Source organism: Streptomyces lichenis, assembly GCF_023218175.1.
Lineage (GTDB): Bacteria > Actinomycetota > Actinomycetes > Streptomycetales > Streptomycetaceae > Streptomyces > Streptomyces lichenis.
Genome location: NZ_JALPTH010000001.1, coordinates 42,383 through 65,345 on the forward strand (window position 1 = coordinate 42,383; position 22,963 = coordinate 65,345).

18 protein-coding genes and 1 pseudogene are annotated in these 22,963 nt (G+C 73.3%); 10 read left to right on the forward strand and 9 right to left on the reverse strand.

Features of this window, described 5'->3' with window-relative positions:
- Window positions 1–78: 78 nt before the first annotated feature.
- From M1O15_RS00180 to M1O15_RS00200, 5 genes and pseudogenes are all read right to left on the reverse strand, one after another.
- Window positions 79–1,762 (reverse strand): annotated as a pseudogene (locus M1O15_RS00180) (FAD-dependent monooxygenase); the annotation flags it as partial.
- A gap of 345 nt (window positions 1,763–2,107) precedes the next feature.
- Complete coding sequence (locus M1O15_RS00185) at window positions 2,108–3,049, reverse strand: amino acid ABC transporter permease (protein ID WP_248631058.1); 942 nt, start codon at window positions 3,047–3,049, stop codon at window positions 2,108–2,110.
- Window positions 3,046–3,693, reverse strand: a complete 648-nt coding sequence (locus tag M1O15_RS00190) for an amino acid ABC transporter permease (RefSeq protein ID WP_248631059.1) — start codon at window positions 3,691–3,693, stop codon at window positions 3,046–3,048. The genes M1O15_RS00185 and M1O15_RS00190 overlap by 4 nt, the downstream gene beginning before the upstream one ends.
- 408 nt (window positions 3,694–4,101) lie before the next feature.
- Complete coding sequence (locus M1O15_RS00195; protein ID WP_248631060.1) at window positions 4,102–5,022, reverse strand: glutamate ABC transporter substrate-binding protein; 921 nt, start codon at window positions 5,020–5,022, stop codon at window positions 4,102–4,104.
- Window positions 5,023–5,138: 116 nt separating this feature from the next.
- Window positions 5,139–5,924 (reverse strand): amino acid ABC transporter ATP-binding protein, encoded by a 786-nt coding sequence (locus M1O15_RS00200; protein ID WP_248631061.1) that lies wholly within the window; start codon window positions 5,922–5,924, stop codon window positions 5,139–5,141.
- 293 nt (window positions 5,925–6,217) lie between these two features.
- Here M1O15_RS00200 and M1O15_RS00205 point away from each other — a divergent pair, with 293 nt between their 5' ends.
- Both M1O15_RS00205 and M1O15_RS00210 read left to right on the forward strand, forming a co-directional pair.
- Window positions 6,218–6,943: a response regulator transcription factor gene (locus M1O15_RS00205; RefSeq protein ID WP_248631062.1), complete on the forward strand. Its 726-nt coding sequence runs from the start codon at window positions 6,218–6,220 to the stop codon at window positions 6,941–6,943.
- A gap of 19 nt (window positions 6,944–6,962) precedes the next feature.
- Complete coding sequence (locus tag M1O15_RS00210; protein ID WP_248631063.1) at window positions 6,963–8,372, forward strand: sensor histidine kinase; 1,410 nt, start codon at window positions 6,963–6,965, stop codon at window positions 8,370–8,372.
- Between the two features lie 19 nt (window positions 8,373–8,391).
- Here M1O15_RS00210 and M1O15_RS00215 read toward each other — a convergent pair whose 3' ends face one another.
- Entirely contained in the window at window positions 8,392–9,384 is a 993-nt protein-coding gene (locus M1O15_RS00215; protein ID WP_248631064.1) for a TAXI family TRAP transporter solute-binding subunit, read from the reverse strand.
- 146 nt (window positions 9,385–9,530) lie between these two features.
- Here M1O15_RS00215 and miaB point away from each other — a divergent pair, with 146 nt between their 5' ends.
- Together miaB and M1O15_RS00225 are read left to right on the forward strand one after the other, a co-directional pair.
- Complete coding sequence (miaB, locus tag M1O15_RS00220; RefSeq protein ID WP_248631065.1) at window positions 9,531–11,069, forward strand: tRNA (N6-isopentenyl adenosine(37)-C2)-methylthiotransferase MiaB; 1,539 nt, start codon at window positions 9,531–9,533, stop codon at window positions 11,067–11,069.
- A gap of 122 nt (window positions 11,070–11,191) precedes the next feature.
- Window positions 11,192–11,899 carry a class III extradiol dioxygenase subunit B-like domain-containing protein gene (locus M1O15_RS00225; RefSeq protein ID WP_248631066.1) on the forward strand — a complete coding sequence of 236 codons (708 nt, stop codon included), beginning with the start codon at window positions 11,192–11,194 and terminating at the stop codon, window positions 11,897–11,899.
- Window positions 11,900–11,972: 73 nt separating this feature from the next.
- On the opposite strand, the gene M1O15_RS00230 is transcribed toward M1O15_RS00225, so the two are convergent.
- A complete protein-coding gene (locus tag M1O15_RS00230) occupies window positions 11,973–12,230 on the reverse strand; it encodes an antitoxin (protein WP_248631067.1) in 258 nt (85 codons plus the stop codon).
- Window positions 12,231–12,295: 65 nt separating this feature from the next.
- The gene (locus M1O15_RS00235) at window positions 12,296–12,538 is read right to left on the reverse strand and encodes a hypothetical protein (RefSeq protein WP_248631068.1); all 243 of its coding nucleotides are present in this window, start codon (window positions 12,536–12,538) and stop codon (window positions 12,296–12,298) included.
- 181 nt (window positions 12,539–12,719) lie between these two features.
- Here M1O15_RS00235 and miaA point away from each other — a divergent pair, with 181 nt between their 5' ends.
- From miaA to hflX, 6 genes are all read left to right on the forward strand, one after another.
- A complete protein-coding gene (gene miaA / locus M1O15_RS00240) occupies window positions 12,720–13,658 on the forward strand; it encodes a tRNA (adenosine(37)-N6)-dimethylallyltransferase MiaA (protein WP_248631069.1) in 939 nt (312 codons plus the stop codon).
- A 107-nt stretch (window positions 13,659–13,765) separates the two neighbouring features.
- A complete protein-coding gene (locus M1O15_RS00245) occupies window positions 13,766–14,260 on the forward strand; it encodes a hypothetical protein (RefSeq protein ID WP_248631326.1) in 495 nt (164 codons plus the stop codon).
- Window positions 14,261–14,319: 59 nt separating this feature from the next.
- Entirely contained in the window at window positions 14,320–15,210 is an 891-nt protein-coding gene (gene dapF / locus M1O15_RS00250; protein WP_248631070.1) for a diaminopimelate epimerase, read from the forward strand.
- A 294-nt stretch (window positions 15,211–15,504) separates the two neighbouring features.
- Window positions 15,505–17,748 (forward strand): RelA/SpoT family protein, encoded by a 2,244-nt coding sequence (locus M1O15_RS00255; protein WP_248631071.1) that lies wholly within the window; start codon window positions 15,505–15,507, stop codon window positions 17,746–17,748.
- A gap of 110 nt (window positions 17,749–17,858) precedes the next feature.
- Entirely contained in the window at window positions 17,859–19,451 is a 1,593-nt protein-coding gene (locus M1O15_RS00260) for a M1 family metallopeptidase (protein ID WP_248631072.1), read from the forward strand.
- A 311-nt stretch (window positions 19,452–19,762) separates the two neighbouring features.
- On the forward strand, window positions 19,763–21,256 hold the full coding sequence (gene hflX, locus M1O15_RS00265) for a GTPase HflX (protein WP_248631073.1): 1,494 nt from the start codon (window positions 19,763–19,765) through the stop codon (window positions 21,254–21,256).
- Between the two features lie 134 nt (window positions 21,257–21,390).
- On the opposite strand, the gene M1O15_RS00270 is transcribed toward hflX, so the two are convergent.
- A complete protein-coding gene (locus M1O15_RS00270; protein WP_248631074.1) occupies window positions 21,391–22,575 on the reverse strand; it encodes a trypsin-like serine peptidase in 1,185 nt (394 codons plus the stop codon).
- Window positions 22,576–22,963 lie beyond the last annotated feature (388 nt).

Genomic DNA, 22,963 nt, shown 5'->3' on the forward strand with positions numbered 1-22,963 from the left:
GGGCGGGCTGCTCGGGCACGCGTCCATCGGGCCCCTGGTCGTCCACCGGGGCCGGCCGGGTGGTGGACGCGTCGCCGCGTACCGCCTCGGCCGCCGCCCGCAGCTCGGCCGGGCGAACGCCGGCGAAGGCCGCGGCGAGATGCCCGTCGGGCCGCACCAGCAGCACGGTGTGCGCGGACGCGCCCGGGTACGCCTCGGTCACCAGCACCTCCGCGGCGACCGGCAGCGCGGCCACCGCCTCGGCCAGTCGGGGCATCACCCCCGCCGACATCCAGTGCCGCCGGTCCCACACCCCCGTGCCCGGGGCGACCAGGACCGCCAGCAGCCTCCGGCGCCCCAGCCGGTCCCGCAGACCGCCGGCCGTACCGTCCGGGGCCGTCACCCGGACGTTCTCCACCGGGGCGCCCGCCGGGGTCGCCACCGAGGTGTGTCCCTCGGCGGGGGCGGGCGCGAGCGGGGAGAGCGGATAGGCGGGCGGCTCGCCGAGTGGGCCGCGCCCCACATGGCCGTCCGTCAGCAGCGCGTCATGCCCGGCGCTCCGCAGATAGGTGCGCAGACCGCCCCCGCCGCGCAGCACCGGCAGCGACTGGTCGGCTGCCCGCAACCGGGCCGCGACCGCGGTCCGCCGCTCCGCCTGGTAGCTGTCGAGCAGCGCCGGCGGGGCCTCGCCGTGCCAGACCAGCGCCAGCTTCCACGCCAGGTTGGCGACGTCCCGCAGTCCCTCGTCCAGCCCTTGGGTGCCGAGCGCGCCCAGCAGATGGGCGGCGTCCCCGGCGAGGAACGCCCGCCCCACCCGCCAGCGCTTCGCCAGTCGGTGGTGCAGGGTGTAGACCCCGGTGTCGACCAGGTCGTACGGCGGGGTCTGCCCGCACCAGCCGGCGAGGGTGTCGCGGATCCGCCCCACCAGGGCGTCCGGCGTCACCAGGTCGCCCCGGGGCGGCAGCAGCCAGTCCAGCCGCCAGGCCCCATCCGGCAGCGGCCGGGCGGTGACCTCCTCGTCGGCCCCCCGCCAGGTCGGCTGGCGGTGCAGCACGCCCTCCTCGGGCCAGGGCAGCTCGGTGTGCAGGGTGGCGACCGCATGCCGCTCGACCGCGGTACGCCCGGGGAAGCGCACGCCCAGGAGCTTGCGCACGGTGGACCGGGCGCCGTCGCAGCCCACCAGATGGCTGCCGCGCCACCAGGTGCCCTCGGGGCCCCGGGTGTGCGCGGTGACGGACCCGGCGTCCTGCTCGATCGCGTCCAACCGGCTGTGCGTCACCACCCGCACCAACGGACCACCCGCCGTCGCACCGCCCGCCGACACACCGCCCGTCACCGGACCGCCCGCCGTCGCACCGCCCGTCACCGGACCGCCCGCCGACGTGCCGCCCGGCGACGCATCACCTGCCTTCTCCGCCAGCGCGGCGATCGCGTCCCGCAGGCCCGCCGTCAGGGCGTGCTGGGCGATGTGCACCGGCGCTGGGATCTCCGGACCCTCCGGACTCTCCGGACTTCCCGGGCCGAAGCGGACGTGCCGCGTCCGCTGCTTGCGCCGCATCGAGTGCCAGCCCGCCCAGCGGATCCCGGCCTCGCGCACCGCCGTGCAGCCGAGCCGTTCCAGGAACTCCGCGGTGTCCTCGCGCAGCACCGCGGTCCGGGCGGGCCGTGCGTCGTCCTTGCCGGGTCCCTCGTCCAGGACGACGGAGGGGACCTCCTGGGCGGCGAGGGCCAGGGCCAGGGCGAGCCCGACCGGACCCGCCCCCACCACGATCACCGGGTCCACGGCGCGCCCTCCGTCCCCGGGAGCCGGCCGGGGGCACCCGCCCGCACGGCCCCGTCGGCCGTCGCGGCGCCACCACCCCGTAGACCATCACGGCCCCGTAGACCATCACGGCCCCGTGGACCGTCACCGCCCCGTGCGGCGCACCGGTCCCATCCCTCCCGCCGGCCACTCGGATCCGCGCGGTGAGCAGGGGAAACGGGCGTGACGACGGCGAGGGGCCGGGGTGAGTTGATCACAGAACGTATGCAACCTACTGCCGGTGCTTGCGTCAAGTGACGGGGGCAGCGGCGCGACCGCCACTGCCCCCGTACCCCGTACATGCCACCCGGATGATGTCACACGGCGTCAGTTCTGCCCGCCGCCACCGGTACCCGGGCCGCCGGTCTGGTTGCTGTCGCCCAGGATGAGGATCCCGGTGGCGGCGGCCTGCCCGGCGTCACCGCTCAGCAGCGCCGACTGACCGGCCGGCGGGGTGCCGATCCCGGTCTTGGCGCGGCGGCCCCGCTTCTCGATCCAGGTGGCGAGCCCGGACAGCGCCAGGCACATCGCCACATAGATGATGCCGGCTACCACGATGGTCGAGACATACGGGTACTTGCCGTCGACCAGGGTGTTGGAGGCGATCAGCCGGGCCGAGTTCAGCAGCTCGGGGTAGAGGATGATGTAGCCGAGCGAGGTGTCCTTCAGGGTCACCACCAGCTGGCTGATGATCGTCGGCAGCATCGCCCGGACCGCCTGCGGCAGCAGGACGGTGACCATCACCTGGGTCTTGCTCATGCCGAGCGCGTACGCGGCCTCCCGCTGGCCCTTCGGCACGGAGTTCACGCCGGCCCGCAGCACCTCGGCCTGCACGCAGCCGTTGTAGATCGTCAGACCGACGGCCAGGGCCCACATCGAGTAGTCGATCAGGAAGCCAACCCACACCGCGTAGATGGTGATGAGCAGCGGGATCGAGCGGAACAGCTCGATGAAACCGGTGGCGAACCAGCGCACCGGCTTGTGGTCGGAGAGCCGGGCCACCGCCAGCAGCACACCCAGCACCAGCGAGCCGACCGCGGCGATGCCGAAGGCCTTCAGGGTGGCGAGGATGCCGTCGGCGATGTTCTGCCGGATACCGGAGTAGTTGAAGATGTCCCACATTCCGGCGGCGAGATGCCCCTTCTCGCCCAGCCGCACGATGCTGAAGGCCAGCAGTCCGGCGATCAGCAGCGAGCCGGCCACGGCGAGGATCCGGTTGCGGACGAGGGCCTTGGGGCCGGGGGCATCGAAGAGAACGCTGGCACTCATCGGGCGACCTCCATACGGCGCTCAAGGAGACGGAACACACCGCTGATGGTGAACGTGACCACCAGATAGGCGAGGGCGACCCAGAGGAAGACGGGCACGATGTCGTAGCCCTCCTCGCCCATCAGCTTCTGCCAGCCGAAGAGCTCGGTGACGCTGAAGGCGCCGGCGATGGCGGAGTTCTTGGTCAGGGCGATGAGGATGGAGCTGAGCGGCGGCAGCACGGTCCGGGTGGCCTGCGGCAGCACGATCAGGCTGAGCGTCTGCGGGAAGGTCATGCCCAGCGAGCGGGCGGCCTCGGCCTGGCCGAGCGGCACCGTGTTGATACCGGAGCGCACCGCCTCGCAGATGAAGGAGGAGGTGTAGAAGCCGAGCGCGAGCGAGCCGAGTACGAAGGCGCTCATCCCGGGGAAGAGGATCTCCGGGACCACGAAGGTGGTCACCAGGAAGAGCAGCGTCAGCGGGGTGTTGCGCAGCAGGGTCACCCAGGCGGTGCCGAACCACCGCAGCGGCGGGATGGGGGAGACCCGGAAGCCGGCGATGACGAGGCCGAGGACCAGCGCGATGACCGTACTGACGGCCGTGATCGACACAGTTCCTATGAAGCCGTCTCGGAAATCTGAGAAGTGGTCGAGCAGTACGTTCATGGGGTCTCCGCGTCGGCGGTCAGCGGCGGGCGGGCGGCAGGGGCGGGCGGTGGTACGGGGTGGTGCGGGGGTGGTGCGGAAGCGCGTACGGCCGCAGTGGAGCGGGCGGCGGTACGGGGCCGGGGCGAGGCGGGCGGCGGTACGGGGCGGGCGGTCGGTCCCCGCGTCCCCGAGTGCGCCAGGTGCGCGCCGGCCGGCCCCCCCGAAGGTGCGCACCGGCCGGTCCGTCCCCCGAGGGGCGTCCCCGGAACCGCCCCGTTCGGCTTCGGCTTCGGATTCGGCTTCGGCTTCCCGAGCCGCCCGGCGCGGACTGGTGGCCGGCCGGCCGGGCTTCGGCGGGCGGGGCGGGGCGCGGTCGGCGGCCGCGGTTCAGCGGCTCCCTTCCGTGCCCGCGCCCCGGGCCCGGCGTCAGTAGCGCTCGAGCGCCGGCGGCTCGGTGTACGCGGAGCCGGACAGGCCGAGGGTGGCGTCGTAGATCTTCTTGTACGTGCCGTCCTTGGTCTTGGCCTCCAGCACGTCGTTGACCTTGTCGCGCAGGGCCTTGTCGTCCTTGTTCATGCCGATGCCGTAGGGCTCCTGCGTGAACGGCTGGCCGACGACCTTGAGCTTGCCGGGGTTCTGCGCGGCGTAGCCCTTGAGGATGGCGTCGTCCGTGGTCACCGCGTCGACCTGCTTGGTCAGCAGCTGCTGGACGCAGTCCGAGTACTTGCCCAGCTCGGTGGTCTGCGCGCCGTACTCGGGCTTCTTGATCTCCTGCAGCGGGGTGGAGCCCTTGATCGAGCAGACCTTCTTGCCCTTGACGGCCTTGGGGCCGGTGATGGCGGTGTCTTCCTTGCGGACCAGCAGGTCGGCACCGGCCTTGTAGTACGGGCCCGCGAAGCCGACCTGCGCCTTGCGCTTGTCGTTGATCGTGTAGGTGCCCACGTAGTAGTCGACCTGGCCCTTGGAGATGGCGGTCTCGCGGGTGGCGGAGTCGACCGTCTTCCACTCGATCTGCGCCTCGGTGAAGCCCAGCTCGGCGGCGATCAGCTTGGCGATCTCCACGTCGAAGCCGGAGCGCTCCTTGGTGGACTGGTCCTCGAAGCCCAGGTACGGCTGGTCGGCCTTGGAACCGATGACCAGCTTGCCGCGCTCCTTGGCGGACTTGAAGGTCGGCGAGTCCACGCTCACGTCGGTGGCGACGACGTACTTGGGCAGCGCCGGGGCGTCGGAGGCGCCCGGCTGCACCCCGCCCGGCTTGTCGCCGGCGGAGCCCTCCTTGCCGCCGCAGGCGGTGGCGGTCAGTGCGAGCACGGCAACGGCCAGCGCGGCCGTCTTGCGGAACTTCATGGTGAACATCCCTTGGTCGTGTGGTCGTTGCGGGTCGTCGGTCGTCGGTCGTCGGTCGTCGCCGGGAGCCCGGAGAGCGGGTGCCGCAGGTGCCGGCACCGGAGTGGGGCCGGTGGTCAGTGGTGCAGGATCTTGGAGAGGAAGTCCTTGGCCCGGTCGCTGCGCGGGCTGCTGAAGAACTGCTCGGGGGCCGCCTCCTCCACGATCCGGCCGTCCGCCATGAAGACCACGCGGTTGGCGGCGGAGCGGGCGAAGCCCATCTCGTGGGTGACGACGACCATCGTCATGCCCTCGCGGGCCAGCTGCTGCATGACCTCCAGGACCTCGTTGATCATCTCGGGGTCCAGCGCGGAGGTCGGCTCGTCGAAGAGCATCACCTTCGGGTCCATGGCCAGCGCACGGGCGATCGCCACGCGCTGCTGCTGGCCGCCGGACAGCTGGGCCGGGTACTTGTCGGCCTGGGTGCCGACGCCGACCCGGTCGAGCAGCGCCCGGCCCTTGCGCTCGGCGGCCTTGCGGTCCGTCTTGCGGACCTTGACCTGGCCCAGCACCACGTTCTCCAGCACGGTCTTGTGCGCGAAGAGATTGAACGACTGGAACACCATGCCGACGTCCGAGCGCAGCCGGGCCAGCTCCTTGCCCTCCTGCGGCAGCGGCCGGCCGTCGATGGTGATGGCGCCGGAGTCGATGGTCTCCAGCCGGTTGATCGTGCGGCACAACGTCGACTTGCCGGACCCGGACGGACCGATCACCACGACCACCTCGCCGCGGGCGATGGTCAGATCGATGTCCTGGAGCACGTGCAGCGCGCCGAAGTGCTTGTTGACGTTGCTCAGCACGACCAGGTCGCCGGTGGTGCGTGCGGCGTCCTCCGGGCCCTTGGTCACTGATACTCCGCTCATCGGCTGCTCCGTCCTCCTCGGTTAGCCATGGACCATAGGCACCGGGCGGGACCAGCGTCATCACATCTGAGCGGAACTTGAGCATAACGATCCGGCCGCGACCCGACACACTGGGTGAAGACGGCCGACACCCTGAGTACGGGTCCATAACGGATCCCGCGGTGTCCGGGAACCCCCTTGACGCGGACCCCGCCCATCAGCGTTCATGCCGGGGTGGCCGCCGGACCGCCGGGCGTTCACCTGCCCGGAGGGGGACTTCCCCGGGAGGCCCGGAGGGGGGAACGGAGAGGCCCATGAGACTGCTGCTCGTGGAGGACGACGACCATGTCGCCGCGGCGCTGTCCGCCGTGCTGAAGAAGCACGGCTTCGAGGTGGTGCACGCCCGCAACGGCGAGGAGGCCCTGCAGGCCGTGCTGCCCACCGCCCACGGCCAGCGGGCGCCCTTCGCGGTGGTCCTGCTCGACCTCGGGCTGCCCGACCAGGACGGCTACCAGGTGTGCGGGCGGCTGCGCCGGCTCACCTCCACCCCGGTGATCATGGTGACCGCGCGCAGCGACGTACGCTCCCGCATCCACGGGCTGAACCTGGGCGCCGACGACTACGTGGTCAAGCCCTACGACACCGGCGAACTGCTCGCCCGTATCCACGCCGTCGCCCGCCGCTCCGGCGCCGCCGAGACCGAGGACGGCGCGGCGCCCGGCGAAGCGCAGGAGGCCGCCCCGCTGCGGCTCGGCCCGGTGGCCGTGGAGCTCTCCACCCGCCGGGTCAGCGTCGACGGCGTCGCCGTCCCGCTCACCCGCAAGGAGTTCGACCTGCTCGCCCTCCTCGCCCAGCGCCCCGGGGTGGTCTTCCGCCGCGAACAGATCATCAGCGAGGTGTGGCGCACCAGTTGGGAGGGCACCGGCCGCACCCTGGAGGTGCATGTCGCCTCGCTGCGGTCCAAACTGCGGATGCCCGCACTCATCGAGACCGTCCGCGGGGTCGGCTACCGCCTGGTCGTCCCCGCACCGGCCGGCTGACCCCTCCGAGGCCCCACCCGTGCGCTCCCGCCTGCTGCCGCTGCTCATCGTCCTGATGGCCGGTGTCCTGCTCGCCCTCGGCTTCCCGCTCGCCGCCAGCCTGGCCGCCGCCCGCCAGCAGACCGTCGTGGTGGACCGCATCGACGACACCGCGCGGTTCGCCGCCCTCGCCCAGTTCGTCACCGAACGCAGCCCCGGCCTGGACGAGCGGCAGTCCACCCTCCAGTCCGAACTGCTGCGCTACCGGCAGGTGTACGGGATCGAGGCCGCCGTCCTCTACCGCGACGGCACCTCCATGGCCCGCGCCCCGCTCGACTGGGAGCTGCCGCGGGACGGCGAGACCCGCCGCGCCTTCCGCGAGGCCCTGCTCGGCCGGCGCAGCCACGACCCGCCCCAGGTCTGGCCCTGGCAGGGCGGCGCCCGGCTCGCGGTCGCCTCACCGGTGGTCCGCGACGGCGACGTGGTCGCCGTGGTCGTCACCGACTCGCCCACCGGCCAGCTCCGCTCCCGGATCCTCCAGGGCTGGCTGCTGATCGCCGCCGGCGAGTCCGCCGCCATGCTGCTCGCCGTCGCCGCCGCCATCCGGCTCACCGGCTGGGTGCTCAGACCGGTACGGGTGCTGGACGCGGCCACCCACGACATCGCTACCGGCCGGCTCAACTCCCGGGTCGCCCCGGCCGGCGGGCCCCCCGAACTGCGCCGCCTCGCCCGCTCGTTCAACGAGATGGCCGACAACGTCGAAGAGGTGCTGGAACAGCAGCGCGCCTTCGTCGCCGACGCCTCCCACCAGTTGCGCAACCCGCTCGCCGCGCTGCTGCTGCGGATCGAGCTGCTCGCCCTGGAACTCCCCGAGGGCAACGAGGAGATCGCTTCCGTACGCACCGAGGGCAAACGGCTCGCCCGGGTCCTGGACGACCTGCTGGACCTGGCCCTCGCCGAACACGCCGCCGCCGACCTGCGGCTCACCGACATCGGCGCCCTGACCGGCGAACGGCTCGCCGCCTGGCGCCCGCTCGCCGACGAGAAGGGCGTACGGCTCACCGGCGGCGGCCGCGCCGTCACCGCCTGGGCCGACCCGGTGGCCCTCTCCAGCGCCCTGGACGCCGTGATCGACAACGCGCTGAAGTTCACCCCCGAGGGCCAGGAGGTGCATGTCGCCACCTCCGCCGAGGGCGACACCACCATGATCACGATCACCGACCAGGGCCCGGGGCTCAGCGAGGAGGAGCTCGCCCGGATCGGCGACCGCTTCTGGCGCAGCAACCGCCACCAGAACGTCAAGGGCTCCGGCCTCGGCCTGTCCATCTCCCGCGCCCTGCTCGCCGCGGGCGGCGCCGGCATCGGCTACGGACACCACGAACCGCACGGACTGCGGGTCACCGTCACCCTGCCCCGTACCGCACCGCAGCACGAGAACCGAACCGCCTGAACGGGCCGAACCAGCCGGCTCAGGGCTTCACCGAGTGGTAGTAGCGCCGGGCGCCCTCGTGCAGCGGCAGCGGATCGGTGTAGATCGCGGTACGCAGATCCACCAGCTGGGCCGAGTGCACCTTGCCGCCGATCCGGTCCCTGCTCCCTATCACCGTACGGGTGAAGGCCTCCGTCAGGGCCGCGTCCGCGTCCTCGGTGGTCACCAGCAGATTGGCCACCGCCACCGTCGGCACCGGCTCCCCGCGCTGCGCCTGCGGATAGGCGTCTCCCGGGATGACCGCCGAGCGGTAGTGCGGGCTGCCCGTCTCGTGCAGCCGGCCGATCAGGCCCTCCTCCAGCGGCACCAGCCGCACCGGGAAACGCGCGGACAGCTCCTGCACCGCCGCCGTCGGCAGACCGCCCGACCAGAAGAAGGCGTCCAGCTCGCCCCGCTCCAGCAGCCCCGGCATGGTGTCGATGCCCGCCGAGACCGGGGCGAGGTCCTCTGCGGTGTCCAGCCCGGCACCCGACAGCAGCCGGTTCGCCAGCAGCCGGACCCCCGAGCCGTCCTGCCCGACCCCCACCCGCGTGCCCCGCAGATCCCGGGCCGAGCGCACCGGCGAGTCCCGCGGCACCACCAGCTGCACATAGTCGTCGTACAGCCGCGCGCAGCCCCGCAGCCGGTCGGCACCCGGCCGGCGGTCCCGCAGATAGGCGGCCACCGCGTCCGCCGTGGCCACCGTGAAGTCGGCCTGGCCGGCCGCGACCCGCGCCAGGTTCTGCTGCGAGCCCTCGCTGTCGCGCAGGTCCACCGAGACCTCCGGCAGATCCCGGGCGAGCGCCTCCTTCAGCAGCTCCCCGTACCGCTGGTACACCCCGGTGGGCACCCCGGTGCTGAACACCACCCGCCCCCGCGGCTCCGGACGGCCGTCCGGCACCAGCCACCAGGCCAGCAGCCCCAGCACCACCGCCAGTACCGCCGCCACCCGGAGTACACGGGCACGGCGAAGCGGGGTCAGGGCCGGGAGCATGGCCGCGATCCTGCCAGCCGCTCCCGGCACCGGGCCAGGGTCCGTGCGCAACCGTTGCCCTGCTGTGTCCGGGGACCGTCTTCCACGGTCGTCGGAGGGTGCCGGGGCCCGGCGGGGGCACTCGGGGAAGCACTTACCCTTGAGGGATGACCAGCAGCAGCCGCCGGAGCAGCACCGTGGACGCCCAGGGGACGGGAACAGGCACCAGGACCTACGAGGTCCGCACCTACGGGTGCCAGATGAACGTCCACGACTCCGAGCGCCTCTCCGGCCTCCTGGAGGGCGCCGGATACGTCCGCGCCCCCGAGGACGCCGACGGGGACGCGGACGTCGTCGTGTTCAACACCTGCGCGGTGCGGGAGAACGCCGACAACAAGCTGTACGGCAACCTCGGCCGGCTCGCGCCCCGCAAGGCCTCCCGCCCCGGGATGCAGATCGCCGTCGGCGGCTGCCTCGCCCAGAAGGACCGCGACACCATCGTCAAGCGGGCCCCCTGGGTCGACGTGGTCTTCGGCACCCACAACATCGGCAAGCTGCCGGTGCTGCTGGAGCGCGCCCGCGTCCAGGAGGAGGCGCAGGTCGAGATCGCCGAGTCGCTGGAGGCCTTCCCCTCCACCCTGCCCACCCGCCGCGAATCCGCCTACGCGGCCTGGGTGTCGATCTCCGTCGGCTGCAACAACACCTGCACCTTCTGCATCGTTCCCGCGCTGCGCGGCAAGGAGAAGGACCGCCGCCCCGGCGACATCCTCGCCGAGATCGAGGCCCTGGTCGGCGAGGGCGTCTCCGAGATCACCCTGCTCGGCCAGAACGTCAACGCCTACGGCTCCGACATCGGCGACCGCCAGGCGTTCTCCAAGCTGCTGCGCGCCTGCGGCTCCATCGAGGGACTGGAGCGGGTCCGCTTCACCTCCCCGCACCCCCGCGACTTCACCGACGACGTCATCGCCGCCATGGCCGAGACGCCGAACGTCATGCCGCAGCTGCACATGCCGCTCCAGTCCGGCTCCGACACCGTGCTCAAGGCGATGCGCCGCTCCTACCGCCAGGAGCGCTTCCTCGGGATCATCGAGAAGGTCCGCGCCGCCATCCCGCACGCCGCCATCTCCACCGACATCATCGTGGGCTTCCCCGGCGAGACCGAGGAGGACTTCGAGCAGACCCTGCACACCGTCCGCGAGGCCCGCTTCGCCCAGGCCTTCACCTTCCAGTACTCCAAGCGCCCCGGCACCCCCGCCGCCACCATGGACGGCCAGCTGCCCAAGGAGATCGTCCAGGCCCGCTACGAGCGGCTGGTCGCCGTCCAGGAGGAGATCTCCTGGGAGGAGAACAAGAAGCAGGTCGGCCGCACCCTGGAGGTCATGGTCGCCGAGGGCGAGGGCCGCAAGGACGGCGCCACCCACCGCCTCTCCGGCCGCGCCCCCGACAACCGGCTGGTCCACTTCACCAAGCCGGAGCAGGAGGTGCGCCCCGGCGACGTGGTCACCGTGGAGATCACCTACGCCGCCCCGCACCACCTGCTCGCCGAGGGCCGGACCACCGCGGTCCGCCGCACCCGCGCCGGCGACGCCTGGGAGAAGCGGAACACCGCCACGGCGCCCGCCCCCGCCGGAGTGATGCTGGGCCTGCCCCAGATCGGCGTCCCCGCCCCCCTCCCGCCCGTCACCGGCGGTTGCGCCGTCTCCTGACGCGCGCCGCGCCCTCCGCGCGGAGCCGTGTTCCAGCGGAGTCCTGTTCCGGCGGGGGGTTTCAGCGGGGGCGTGTTCCGGCGGGAATCCGGCACGCCGGGGCAGCGGCTACGCTGCGGATCATGCTTGTCGCCGCCGCCGTCTGCCCCTGCCCGCCGCTGCTCGTCCCCGAGGTGGCCGCCGGCGCCGCGCCCGAACTGGACGCCGCCCGCACGGCCTGCTCCGACGCGCTCGCCGTCCTCGCCGCCTCCCGCCCGGACCTGCTGGTGGCGGTCGGACCGGACGAGGGCGCGGCCACCGTGCCGTACCCCGCCGGATCGGTGGGCGACTTCCGCGGCTACGGCGTCGACCTCGCCGTACGACTGGGCACCGGCGCCCCCACCGACCGCCCGCTGCCCGGCTCCCTCGCGGTCGGGGCCTGGCTGCTGTCCCGTACGGGATGGGCCGACGCCCCGGTCGAGGGGCTGGCCGTCGGCGACCGGCTGGCACCCGAGGCCTGCGCCGAGGCCGGCCGCGAACTGGCCGGACGGGCCGCCCGCGTCGCCCTGCTCGTCCTGGGCGACGGCAGCGCCTGCCGTACGGTCAAGGCACCCGGCTATCTGGACGAGCGGGCCGCCGGCTTCGACGAGTGCTGCGCCCGGGCGTTGGGCACCGCCGACACCGCCGCCCTGGCCGCCCTGGAGCCCCAACTCGCGCGCGAGCTGAAGGCCGCCGGACGCGCCCCCTGGCAGGTCCTCGCCGGCGCCGCCCGGGGAGCCGGACTGGACGGCCGGCTGCTTTACGAGGACGCCCCCTACGGAGTCGGCTACTTCACCGCCACCTGGGCCTGACCCCGCACAGCCCGCGACCGGCCCGTACCCCTCAGGGCCCCGGACCGGCCACGTACCCCTCCGTCTCCGGACCTTAGGAGGCGGGCGGAGTCTGCGAGGGCGGGGGAGGGGAGCCGCCCTCGTCCCGGTGGGCGATACGGCCGACGGCGTCCTTGGCCTTGCCCGTACCCGACTCGATCTTGTCGCTGTACTTGCCCTTGGTCCGTTCGTCGACCATCCGGGCCGCCTTCTCCAGGCCCTGGTCGATCTTGCCCTCATGCTGCTGCGCCAGGTCGGACACCCGGTCCTTGGCGGGGCCGAGCTTGGCCTTCAGCGTGTCCAGAAACCCCATCGGGCACCTTCCTCGTCGGTACGCGGTGTACGCGGTCCATATGCCGTCGTCGTACGTGGCGCCCGCTAGGCGCGGGCGTTCTCGCCTGCCTCGTTGTCCGCCGCCACCTCGGCCGACTGCTGCTTCGGGATCCCTGCCTCCGAGGCCGAGCCGGGATCGGCGGACGGCTCCGAACCCCGCCCACCTTCGGCGCTCTCCGCCGGCTCCGGCCCGCCCTGGGTGGACTCCTCCGCCACTACCGGCGCGGCAGTGGCCTCCTCGCCCGCAGCACCGGACGGCTTCCTGCGAAACCAAGAGAAAAAGCCCATTACTGCTCCATATCCTACTCAACCGGGCGAAATTCCGCGTTGTCCGGAGCGCCCCATTGCGTCATCCGGTGGAGCCGGTGCGCACACCGGCGGCCGGAACCTCGCATCAGGCAACGACCTCCATCCGGCGGCGTCACTTCACCCGTTCGGGGAAGCCGAGCGGATTTGGGACACTGGGCCGGTGAGAAGCGCACGTCAGGCCCCACGGGTCATCGCCGTCGTCGGCCCCACCGCGGCCGGAAAGTCCGATCTGGGTGTCTTCCTGGCCCAGCGACTCGGCGGCGAGGTCGTCAACGCCGACTCCATGCAGCTCTACCGGGGGATGGACATCGGCACCGCCAAGCTGACGCCCGAGGAGCGGGGCGGCGTACCCCACCATCTGCTGGACGTCTGGGACGTCACCGAGGCCGCCAGCGTCGCCGAGTACCAGCGGCTCGCCCGCGCCGAGATCGACCGCCTGCTCGCCGAGGGCCGCACCCCGGTACTGGTGGGCGGATCCGGACTGTACGTACGCGGGGCCGTCGACGCCCTGGAGTTCCCCGGCACCGACCCCGCCGTCCGGGCCCGCCTGGAGGCCGAACTCGCCGAGCGGGGCCCCGGCGCCCTGCACGCCCGCCTCGCCACCGCCGACCCGGAGGCCGCCCGCGCGATCCTCCCCGGCAACGGCCGCCGGATCGTCCGCGCCCTGGAGGTCATCGAGATCACCGGCCGGCCCTTCACCGCCAACCTCCCCGGGCCGGACTCCGTGTACGACACCGTCCAGATAGGTGTCGACGTCGAGCGCCCCGAGCTGGACGAGCGCATCACCCTGCGGGTGGACCGCATGTGGGAGGCCGGGCTGGTCGACGAGGTACGGGCCCTGGAGTCCCGCGGACTGCGCGAGGGCCGCACCGCCTGCCGCGCGCTCGGCTACCAGCAGGTGCTGGCCGCGCTCGCCGGGGAGTGCGGCGAGGACGAGGCCCGGGCCGAGACGGTGCGCGCCACCAAGCGGTTCGCCCGGCGCCAGGACTCCTGGTTCCGCCGCGACCCGCGGGTCCACTGGCTGAGCGGCGGCGCCTCCCACAGCGGGGAACTCCCGGGGGAGGCATTGGCGTTGGTCGAACGAGCGGTCACAGCCTGATCACGTGATGGCATCGGGACGCTCCGGCCGCCCTTTCGGGGGTCCGGAGCGTGCCATCATCGAGCATCGACGAGCCAGTGGATTCCGAGTGGGGAGGGCGCGTGGCGATGGAGGCCGGCCCTCGCGACAGAGAAGAGCAGCAGGCGCCACCGGAGGACATCCGGGTGGGCACCGCGGCCCCTGGCGCCCCGCTCGCCACGCCACCCGGCCTGAGCCCGGACGGCCCCGACCTCGACGAGGACGGCACGCCGCGGATCGCGCCCGACGAGGTCGAGGTGGAGCTGCGCCCGCAGCGCAAGCTCCGCATCTGGCAGCTCGCCCCCATCGTGGGGCTGGCCGTGATCGGCTCCCTGATGTTCGGCTTCCCGCTCGCCTTCGGCTCCGGTGACGGGGGCGCGGTCCTCGCCATGCTGGGCCTGCTGCTGTGCGGTTGCGCGGCCGGCTGGGGCCTGATGGCCGCCCGCCGGGTCGGCTACACCTGGCCCGGTCTGCCCGCCCGGGGCTCCGGCGAACGCCCGGACTGGCGGGTGCTCGTCCTCTACGCGGCCGGGGTCGCGGTCCCCGTGGTGCTGGCCGTCTGGCGCGTCGCCCGCCTGCGCTGACCCCGCATCGGCCGGGGCTCTCGGATGTCATGCACCGGTTGTCGTACCCCGGTCGTACGATGGGCCCCGTGAGCACCGCACCCATCGCCTTCCTCAAGGGCCACGGCACCGAGAACGACTTCGTGATCGTGCCCGACCCGGACAACGCGCTCGACCTGCCCGCCGCCCTGGTGGCCCGGCTGTGCGACCGGCGCGCGGGAGTCGGCGGCGACGGGCTGCTGCACGTCGTCCGGTCCGCCGCCCACCCCGAGGCGCGGGACTCCGCCGGCGAGGCGGAGTGGTTCATGGACTACCGCAACGCGGACGGCTCGATCGCCGAGATGTGCGGGAACGGCGTGCGGGTGTTCGCCCGCTACCTCCAGCACGCCGGGCTGGTCACCGCCGGGGACCTCGCCGTCGCCACCCGCGGCGGCGTCAAGCACGTCCACCTCGCCAAGAACGGCGAGGTCACCGTCGCCATGGGCCGGGCCAGGCTGCCCGAGGAGCAGGCCACCGTCAGCGTCGGTGAGCGCAGCTGGCCCGCCCGCAACGTCAACATGGGCAATCCGCACGCCGTCGCCTTCGTCGAGGACCTGGCCCAGGCCGGCGACCTGTACACCGAGCCGCCGTACAGCCCCGCCTCGGTCTACCCGGACGGGGTCAACATCGAGTTCGTCGTCGACCGGGGCCCCCGCCATGTGGCCATGCGCGTCCACGAGCGCGGTGCCGCCGAGACCCGTTCCTGCGGGACCGGGGCGTGCGCCGTGGCGGTGGCCACAGCCCGCCGGGACGGGGCCGACCCCGCCCTCACCGGCACCCCCGTCACGTACACCGTCGACGTCCTCGGCGGCACCCTGGTGATCACCGAGCACCCGGACGGCACCGTCGAGATGACCGGCCCCGCCGTCATCGTGGCCGAGGGCCACTTCGACCCCGCCTGGTTCGACGCGGCAGCCGGCGCCTCAGGCTGAGCCCCGCCCCCAGCAATAGGCCGGGGGCGGCCGGCTGCGGTCGCGGCAACCGGCTGAGGCTGTCGCCCGATCCACATCACCGGCGCCACCCGCGCCATAGGTCCCACCGGTGGGCCGGGGCCTTACCCGTGTGGGGGTTCGACTAATCGCTGGAGGTTCGCTCGAACGGGTGGTCCCGTTCACGCTGAGCGAGAGTGGGACAGCACACCGTGGTGGGGTCGGTAGCATCAAGCACCGGCCCGGCGGGCGTGTCGAGCCCCGCCCTCCGCCGGTCGACCCGCCGGAGGTGCCCCCATGAGCGCAGAGGCCGCCAGTCCCGCCCCAGCGCCCGCCCCCGCTCCGCCCACTCGGCGCCGCGCCCGTCCGAGGATCGACCTCCGCAGACTCGGCCGCGCCGCCCTGTTCGCCCCCGCGCTGCTCGGTCCCGCCGCCCGTGACCGGCTGTCCGACGCCATCGGCCATGTCGCCGACGCCCACCGCGCGCATCACCCCGACGCCGACCTCGACGTGCTGCACCGCGCCTACGTCCTGGCGGAGTGCTCGCACCGGGGCCAGTTCCGCAAGAGCGGCGAGCCCTACATCACCCATCCGCTCGCCGTCACCCTGATCCTCGCCGAACTGGGCGCGGAGACGACCACGTTGACCGCCTCGCTGCTCCACGACACCGTCGAGGACACCGAGGTGACCCTCGATCAGGTCGGGTCTGAGTTCGGTGACGAGGTGCGGTATCTGGTCGACGGCGTCACCAAGTTGGAGAAGGTCGACTACGGCGCCGCCGCCGAACCCGAGACCTTCCGCAAGATGCTGGTCGCCACCGGCAACGACGTACGGGTCATGTCGATCAAGCTCGCCGACCGGCTGCACAACATGCGGACCCTCGGGGTGATGCGCCCGGAGAAGCAGGCGCGGATCGCCAAGGTCACCCGGGACGTGCTCATCCCGCTCGCCGAACGGCTCGGCGTCCAGGCGCTCAAGACCGAACTGGAGGACCTGGTCTTCGCCATCCTCCACCCCGCCGAGTACGAGGAGACACGCGCCCTGGTGGCCGCGGCCGCCGGACCGGACGCGCTGGCCGCGATCGCGGAGGACGTCCGCGGGGTGCTGCGCGAGGCCCGGATCACCGCCGAGGTGCTGGTCCGGCCGCGCCACTTCGTCTCGGTCCACCGGGTCCTGCTCAAGCGCGGCGAGCTGCGCGCCACCGACTTCGGGCGGCTGCTGGTCCTGGTCGAGGAGGACGCCGACTGCTACGGCGTGCTCGGCGAGCTGCACACCTGCTTCACCCCGGTGGTCTCGGAGTTCAAGGACTTCATCGCGACCCCCAAGTTCAACCTGTACCAGTCGCTGCACACCGCCGTCGCCGCACCGGACGGAGCCGTGGCCGAGGTGCTGATCCGCACCCATCGGATGCACAAGGTCGCCGAGGCGGGGGTGGTCGCCCTCGGCAACCCCTATACGGCGTCTGGCACGACGGCCAACGCCTGCGGGGCCTCCGCCGCTTCGGCCGTACCCGCCGAGGACGTGACCTGTCCTGTCCCGGATGGGGATGGGGATGGGGATGGGGTTGCGGAGGGTACGGAGGATGGTGAGCGGCATGATCCGACGCGGCCCGGCTGGCTGTCCCGGCTGCTGGCCTGGCAGCGGCACGCGCCGGATCCCGACACCTTCTGGGCGACCCTCCGCGTCGACCTGGCCCAGGACGGCGAGATCACCGTCTTCTGCCCGGAGGCCGGTCCGCTCGCCCTGCCGGCCGGAGCCACCTGTGTGGACGCCGCCTACGCCCAGTACGGTGAGGCGGCCCATGACTGCGTCGGCGCCCGGGTCAACGGCCGCCTGGCCGCCCTGAGCACCGTGCTCGCCGACGGCGACGCCGTACAGCTGCTGCTCGGCCACCAGCCGGTCGCGCCGGCCCCCGCCTCCGGGCCGTCGCCGGAGTGGCTGGAGTACGCCATCACACCCGCCGCGCGGATCGCGATCGGCGGATGGCTCGCCGCCCACCCGCCGGCCCCGGCGGCCGACCCCGTGCCGACCCGGGCGGACGAGCCCCGGGCGGCGGTGGCCCCGGAGGCCCTGGCCGGCCGCCCGCGGCGGTCCGACCGGAACTCCGCCGGCTGCGCCGTGCTCGCCGGGCCCCCGGACGCCCCGGTCCGACTGGCCCGCTGCTGCACCCCCGTACCGCCGGACGCGGTGACCGGGTTCGCGGTACGGGGCGGCACTGTCACCGTCCACCGGGCCGCCTGCCCCGCCGTCGCCCGGATGGCGGCCGCCGGCCGGGAGACGGTGTCCGTCGGCTGGGGCGAGGCCTCCGGATGCCGGGTCACCCTGGTCGCCGAGGCGTTCGGGCGCCCCTGGCTGCTCGCCGACCTCACCGAGGCCATCGCCACCGCGGGCGCCGCGATCGTGGCGGCCACCGTGGAGCCGCCCAGCGAGCAGCGGGTGCGCCACACCTACACCCTCCGGCTCGCCGACGCCGCGGAGCTGCCCGCGCTGATGCGGGTGATGCGGCAGGTCGCGGGGGTCTACGACGTCGGCCGGGCCTGACGGCCGCCCCTCAGCAGCGGGGAAAGGCGCGCGGACGGGAGGGCGGCCGTTCGGGTGCGCGGGGCGCGCGCCGTCCCGGCCGGGGAGTGAAGCCCTGGTAGCGGTTGCCCATGTCCCTCACACCGCCCTTCCGGGCCCGCCGCGGCACCCCGTCCGCCTCACGTACCCCTCGCTCCCCACGTACCTCACGCCTCACCCGGGTCGCGCTGGCCGTCCTCGCCTCCGGCGGGCTGCTGGCGGCCGCCGCGCCCGCCCCCGAGCCGCTGGGCATCGGCGACCCGCTCTTCCCGCACCTGGGAAACCCGGGGTACGACGTCCTCGCCTACGACCTGGCCTTCACCTACGGCGGCGACAACACCAAGCCGCTGCCCGCCGTCACCACCGTCGACGCCCGGGTCACCGACCGGCTGGAGAGGATCAACCTCGACTACACCCACGGCACCGTCCGGTCGGTCGCGGTGGACGGGCGGCCGGCCGCGTTCGTCCGCAGCGGGGAGGACCTGGTCGTCGACCCCGACCGCGTACTGGAGGCGGGCGACCGGGTGCGGATCACCGTCGCCCACAGCAGCGACCCGACCGGTCCGCGGGGCGCCGGCGGCTGGGTGCGCACCGTCGACGGGCTGGCCATGGCCAACCAGGCCGACGCCGCGCGCCGGGTCTTCCCGAGCAACGACCACCCCTCCGACAAGGCCCCGTTCACCTTCCACGTCACCGCCCCCAAGGACCTCACCGTGGTGGCCAACGGGCGCCGGATCGGCTCGGTGCTCAGCGGGAACACCCGGACCTGGCTCTACCGCGCCGCCGAGCCGATGGCCACCGAGCTGGCCCAGGTCTCCATCGGCCGCTCCGCCGTGCTGGAGCGCATCGGACCGCGCGGACTGCCGGTACGCGATGTCGTCCCCACCGCCGACGTCCCGCTGATGACGCCCTGGCTGAAGCGGACCCCGTCCCATCTGGAGTGGATGGAGCGGAAGGCCGGCCGCTACCCCTTCGAGACGTACGGGGTGCTCATCGCCTCCGCCGACACCGGCTTCCAGCTGGAGACCCAGACGCTCTCCCTCTTCGAGCGCTCGCTCTTCACCGAGTCCGGGCTGCCCGACTGGTACATCGAGTCGATCATGGTGCATGAGCTCGCCCACCACTGGTTCGGCAACAGCGTCTCGCCGCGCCGCTGGGCCGACCTCTGGCTGAACGAGGGCCACGCCACCTGGTACGAGATGCAGTGGGCCGAGGAGGAGAAGGGGGTCGCCATGACCACCCGGATGCGCCAGGCGTACGCGGAGTCGGACGGCTGGCGCACGGCGGGCGGCCCGCCGGCCGCGCCCCGGCCGCCCGCCGCGGGCCAGCAGATCAGCCTGTTCCGGCCGGTGGTCTACGACGGCAGCGCGCTGGTGCTGTACGCGCTGCGCCAGGAGATCGGCACCGCCGCCTTCGAGCGGCTGGAGCGGCGCTGGGTGACCGACCACGCGCACGGCACGGCGAGCACCGACGACTTCGTCCGGCTCGCCTCGGAGGTGGCCGGCCGGGACCTCGGCGGCTTCCTGCACGGCTGGCTGTACGGCGAGAAGACGCCGCCCATGCCCGGTCACCCGGAGTGGCGTGCCGCCGCGCCGGTCAAGGCCGCGCAGCCGGGGGCGGGGGAGACGGCCGGGGCGCCGGGCCACCCGCACCACCGCACGGCCCCGCTCGCCGGGAAACGCTGACCCCTCGCCGGGGGCGGGGGGACCCGCCCCCGCCCCCGGCGCCGTACGGTGGAAAAGGCGGTGACGGGGCCGGGCGGCTCATGGGACGATCGACGCGTCGGCCGGCACTGCCGGGCGGCCCGGACCAGGCCCGGACCGGTCGCCAGGCGCACGGCCCAGGGACTCGCTCCTCGCCGGGAATCATCCGGGTGCGTCACGCGTTGTGACGGTGACGGTGTACGACCGCCGAGGACCGTCGGCGGCTCCCGGCACCGTTCCGCCAGGCCCGGCCCAGCCGAGCCATCCGTATCCCCGACCAGGTAAAGGATCCAATGACCTCCTCTTCATCCCCTTCCCAGGACACGCAGAACCTCGCGGACACCAGCCGCACCGAAGGCCGCCGGGCCGATGCCCTGATGGAAGAGGACGTCGCCTGGAGCCACGGACACGACGGGGAGCGTGACGGCGACCAGTTCGACCGGTCCGACCGCGCCGCCCTCCGCCGGGTGGCCGGTCTGTCCACCGAGCTGGAGGACGTGACCGAGGTCGAGTACCGCCAGCTGCGCCTGGAGCGCGTGGTGCTGGTCGGCGTCTGGACCACCGGTACGGCCCGGGACGCGGAGAACTCCCTCGCGGAGCTGGCCGCGCTCGCCGAGACCGCGGGAGCCGTGGTGCTCGACGGCGTCATCCAGCGCCGCGACAAGCCGGACCCGGCCACCTACATCGGCTCGGGCAAGGCCGACGAGCTGCGGGACATCGTGCTGGAGACCGGCGCCGACACCGTCGTCTGCGACGGTGAGCTCAGCCCCGGCCAGCTCATCCACCTCGAAGACGTCGTCAAGGTGAAGGTGGTCGACCGGACCGCGCTGATCCTGGACATCTTCGCCCAGCACGCCAAGAGCCGTGAGGGCAAGGCGCAGGTCGCGCTCGCGCAGATGCAGTACATGCTGCCGCGGCTGCGCGGCTGGGGTCAGTCGCTGTCCCGGCAGATGGGTGGCGGCGGCGGTGGCGGCATGGCCACCCGCGGTCCCGGTGAGACCAAGATCGAGACCGACCGGCGGCGGATCCGCGAGAAGATGGCGAAGATGCGCCGGGAGATCGCGGAGATGAAGACCGGCCGCGACATCAAGCGGCAGGAGCGCCGCCGCAACAAGGTCCCCTCGGTCGCCATCGCCGGATACACCAACGCCGGCAAGTCCTCGCTGCTCAACCGGCTGACCGGGGCCGGTGTCCTGGTGGAGAACGCCCTGTTCGCCACCCTGGACCCGACCGTGCGCCGGGCCGAGACGCCCAGCGGGCGGCTGTACACCCTGGCCGACACCGTCGGCTTTGTGCGGCACCTGCCGCACCACCTGGTCGAGGCGTTCCGCTCCACCATGGAGGAGGTCGGTGACTCCGACCTGATCCTGCATGTGGTGGACGGCTCGCACCCGGCCCCGGAGGAGCAGCTGGCGGCCGTGCGCGAGGTGATCCGCGACGTCGGCGCGACCGACGTGCCGGAGATCGTGGTGATCAACAAGGCGGACGCGGCCGATCCGGTCGAGCTCCAGCGGCTGCTGAGGATCGAGCGCAACGCCATCGCGGTCTCGGCGCGCACCAGCGCCGGTATCGAGGAGCTGCTCGCGCTGATCGACGCCGAGCTGCCCCGGCCGCAGGTCGGGATCGAGGTGCTGGTGCCGTACACCGAGGGGGCGCTGGTCTCCCGGGTGCACGCCGAGGGTGAGGTCCTCTCCGAGGAGCACACCCCGGAGGGCACCCACCTCAAGGCCCGGGTGCACGAGGAACTCGCCGCGCTCCTCGCGCCCTATGTGCCCACGGTGCACTGACGACGCGCTGATTCCACAGGCCTCGCGGCCCCGAAGGCCCGCCTCCCGGTCATCCGACCGGGAGGCGGGCCTTGCGCCTGTTCCGCCCGCCGGCGCCGCCCGTACGCCTACGGGAACGGCGGCCGGCTCCCGCGTCAGCGGCCGGCGAACTTGCGGCTGACCGCCTCGTAGACGCCCTTGGCGCCCTGGTCCAGGCGGGGGCCGGCCAGCCAGCCGCCGGTGACCGGGCCGATGGAGGTGTTGGACACCAGCGCCGGCTTGCCGTCGCGGCCGGTGCCGACCCAGCCGCCGCCGGAGGCCCCACCGGTCATCGTGCAGCCGATCCGGTACATGGTGGGCTGGTCCGCCTCGATGGACAGCCGGCCCGGCTCACCCTGGCACTGGAACATCCGCTGCCCGTCGAACGGCGGCGCGGCCGGGTAGCCGGTGGCCTGGAGGCTGCCCGCCTCGGCCGCCGCCGGAGCCGCGAACTCCACCGGCAGCGCCGTACCCACCGTCTCCTCCAGGGACGTGCCGTCGCCGCCCTTCTCCGGGGTCACATGGATGACCGCGTAGTCGTACGGGGCGCCCTGGCCGCCGGTGCTGGCGCCCTGGTCGATCCACTGCTCGGAGGTCTGCGCCCAGTCGCCCCACCACACGCCGTACGGCGCGATCTCCTCGCGGTTCGCGTCCTCCAGCTGTGCCGCCGACTCGCCGGAGTCGTTGTACGAGGGGACGAAGGCGATGTTGCGGTACCAGCCGCCGTCCTTGCCCGCGTGCACGCAGTGGCCGGCCGTCCACACCAGGTTGGACTTGCCGGGGTTGGCCGGGTCCTTCACCACGGTCGCCGAGCAGACCATCGACCCCTGCGGGCCGTCGAACAGCACCTTGCCGGAGGCCGGCGAGGCCGAGTGGTACGGACTCCGCACCGCCTGCGCCTCCACCGGTGCGGGCTCCGGGTCGGTCACCGCCTCGTCACCGGAGATGTCGCCCTCGTCCACCGGGCGCTGCGGCTCCTCCGCCTCCCGCATCCGGTCCGGGTCCCACAGGTCCTCGATGATCGGGTTGACGTAGTCCTTGGCCTCACGCAGCCAGCGGTCCTGGTCCCAGTTCTTCCACTCGCCGTCGCGCCACTTGTCGATGTCGATGCCGTGCTCCTTGAGCCGGCCCTTGAGGTCCTCCGGGATGGTGAAGCCGTCGGACCCGGAGCTCGCGGTCCGCGTGGCGGAAGCGGACGGCTCGCCGCCCGCGTTGTCCTCGCCGGGCCCGCAGGCGGTGGCGGTGAGCGCCAGCACCGCGGCGGCACCGGCCGCGGTGAGCAGCGGACGTATCGGTCGCATGTCGTGATCCCCCAGGGAACTTCGGGTTCGGGTTCGGGAAACGGCTCGGCGTACGTGCGGCGGCACGGGGACGGCAGGACGTACGGCACCGGAGTGCGGCCCCCACTATGCCGTGCCGGAGGGGACGGCTTCCGGGAGGGCCGCGGTTCCGTCCAAGGCGGCGGCCAACCCGGCGAACTGGGCGTCCGAGGGGCTCTGACGGGCCGCGACCGCGGGTAGGCGCGGAAGCGGGCCGCCGTCCGTGCGGTGCGGCGGCTCCCGTTGATCTCCCGCTGACGAGGACTCAACTCGGGTGCAAGAGACGGCGGTCGCGGGTATCCGGTCCGTGGTCGATGATCTTCATCGGAGCCGTGTTCCTGAACGGAGGTGGTCGTTGGTACGTAGGGGG

Excerpts from the sequence above, each read along its gene's own strand:
- M1O15_RS00200 (WP_248631061.1), bottom strand. The coding sequence starts at position 5,924 with ATGAGCGGAGTATCAGTGACCAAGGGCCCGGAGGACGCCGCACGCACC.
- dapF (WP_248631070.1), top strand. The coding sequence starts at position 14,320 with ATGGGCCCCGTGAGCACCGCACCCATCGCCTTCCTCAAGGGCCACGGC.
- M1O15_RS00225 (WP_248631066.1), top strand. The coding sequence starts at position 11,192 with ATGCTTGTCGCCGCCGCCGTCTGCCCCTGCCCGCCGCTGCTCGTCCCC.
- M1O15_RS00195 (WP_248631060.1), bottom strand. The coding sequence starts at position 5,022 with ATGAAGTTCCGCAAGACGGCCGCGCTGGCCGTTGCCGTGCTCGCACTG.
- M1O15_RS00270 (WP_248631074.1), bottom strand. The coding sequence starts at position 22,575 with ATGCGACCGATACGTCCGCTGCTCACCGCGGCCGGTGCCGCCGCGGTG.
- M1O15_RS00245 (WP_248631326.1), top strand. The coding sequence starts at position 13,766 with ATGGAGGCCGGCCCTCGCGACAGAGAAGAGCAGCAGGCGCCACCGGAG.
- M1O15_RS00185 (WP_248631058.1), bottom strand. The coding sequence starts at position 3,049 with ATGAGTGCCAGCGTTCTCTTCGATGCCCCCGGCCCCAAGGCCCTCGTC.
- M1O15_RS00230 (WP_248631067.1), bottom strand. The coding sequence starts at position 12,230 with ATGGGGTTTCTGGACACGCTGAAGGCCAAGCTCGGCCCCGCCAAGGAC.
- hflX (WP_248631073.1), top strand. The coding sequence starts at position 19,763 with ATGACCTCCTCTTCATCCCCTTCCCAGGACACGCAGAACCTCGCGGAC.
- M1O15_RS00215 (WP_248631064.1), bottom strand. The coding sequence starts at position 9,384 with ATGCTCCCGGCCCTGACCCCGCTTCGCCGTGCCCGTGTACTCCGGGTG.
- M1O15_RS00235 (WP_248631068.1), bottom strand. The coding sequence starts at position 12,538 with ATGGGCTTTTTCTCTTGGTTTCGCAGGAAGCCGTCCGGTGCTGCGGGC.
- M1O15_RS00190 (WP_248631059.1), bottom strand. The coding sequence starts at position 3,693 with ATGAACGTACTGCTCGACCACTTCTCAGATTTCCGAGACGGCTTCATA.
- M1O15_RS00205 (WP_248631062.1), top strand. The coding sequence starts at position 6,218 with ATGAGACTGCTGCTCGTGGAGGACGACGACCATGTCGCCGCGGCGCTG.
- miaB (WP_248631065.1), top strand. The coding sequence starts at position 9,531 with ATGACCAGCAGCAGCCGCCGGAGCAGCACCGTGGACGCCCAGGGGACG.
- M1O15_RS00260 (WP_248631072.1), top strand. The coding sequence starts at position 17,859 with ATGTCCCTCACACCGCCCTTCCGGGCCCGCCGCGGCACCCCGTCCGCC.
- M1O15_RS00255 (WP_248631071.1), top strand. The coding sequence starts at position 15,505 with ATGAGCGCAGAGGCCGCCAGTCCCGCCCCAGCGCCCGCCCCCGCTCCG.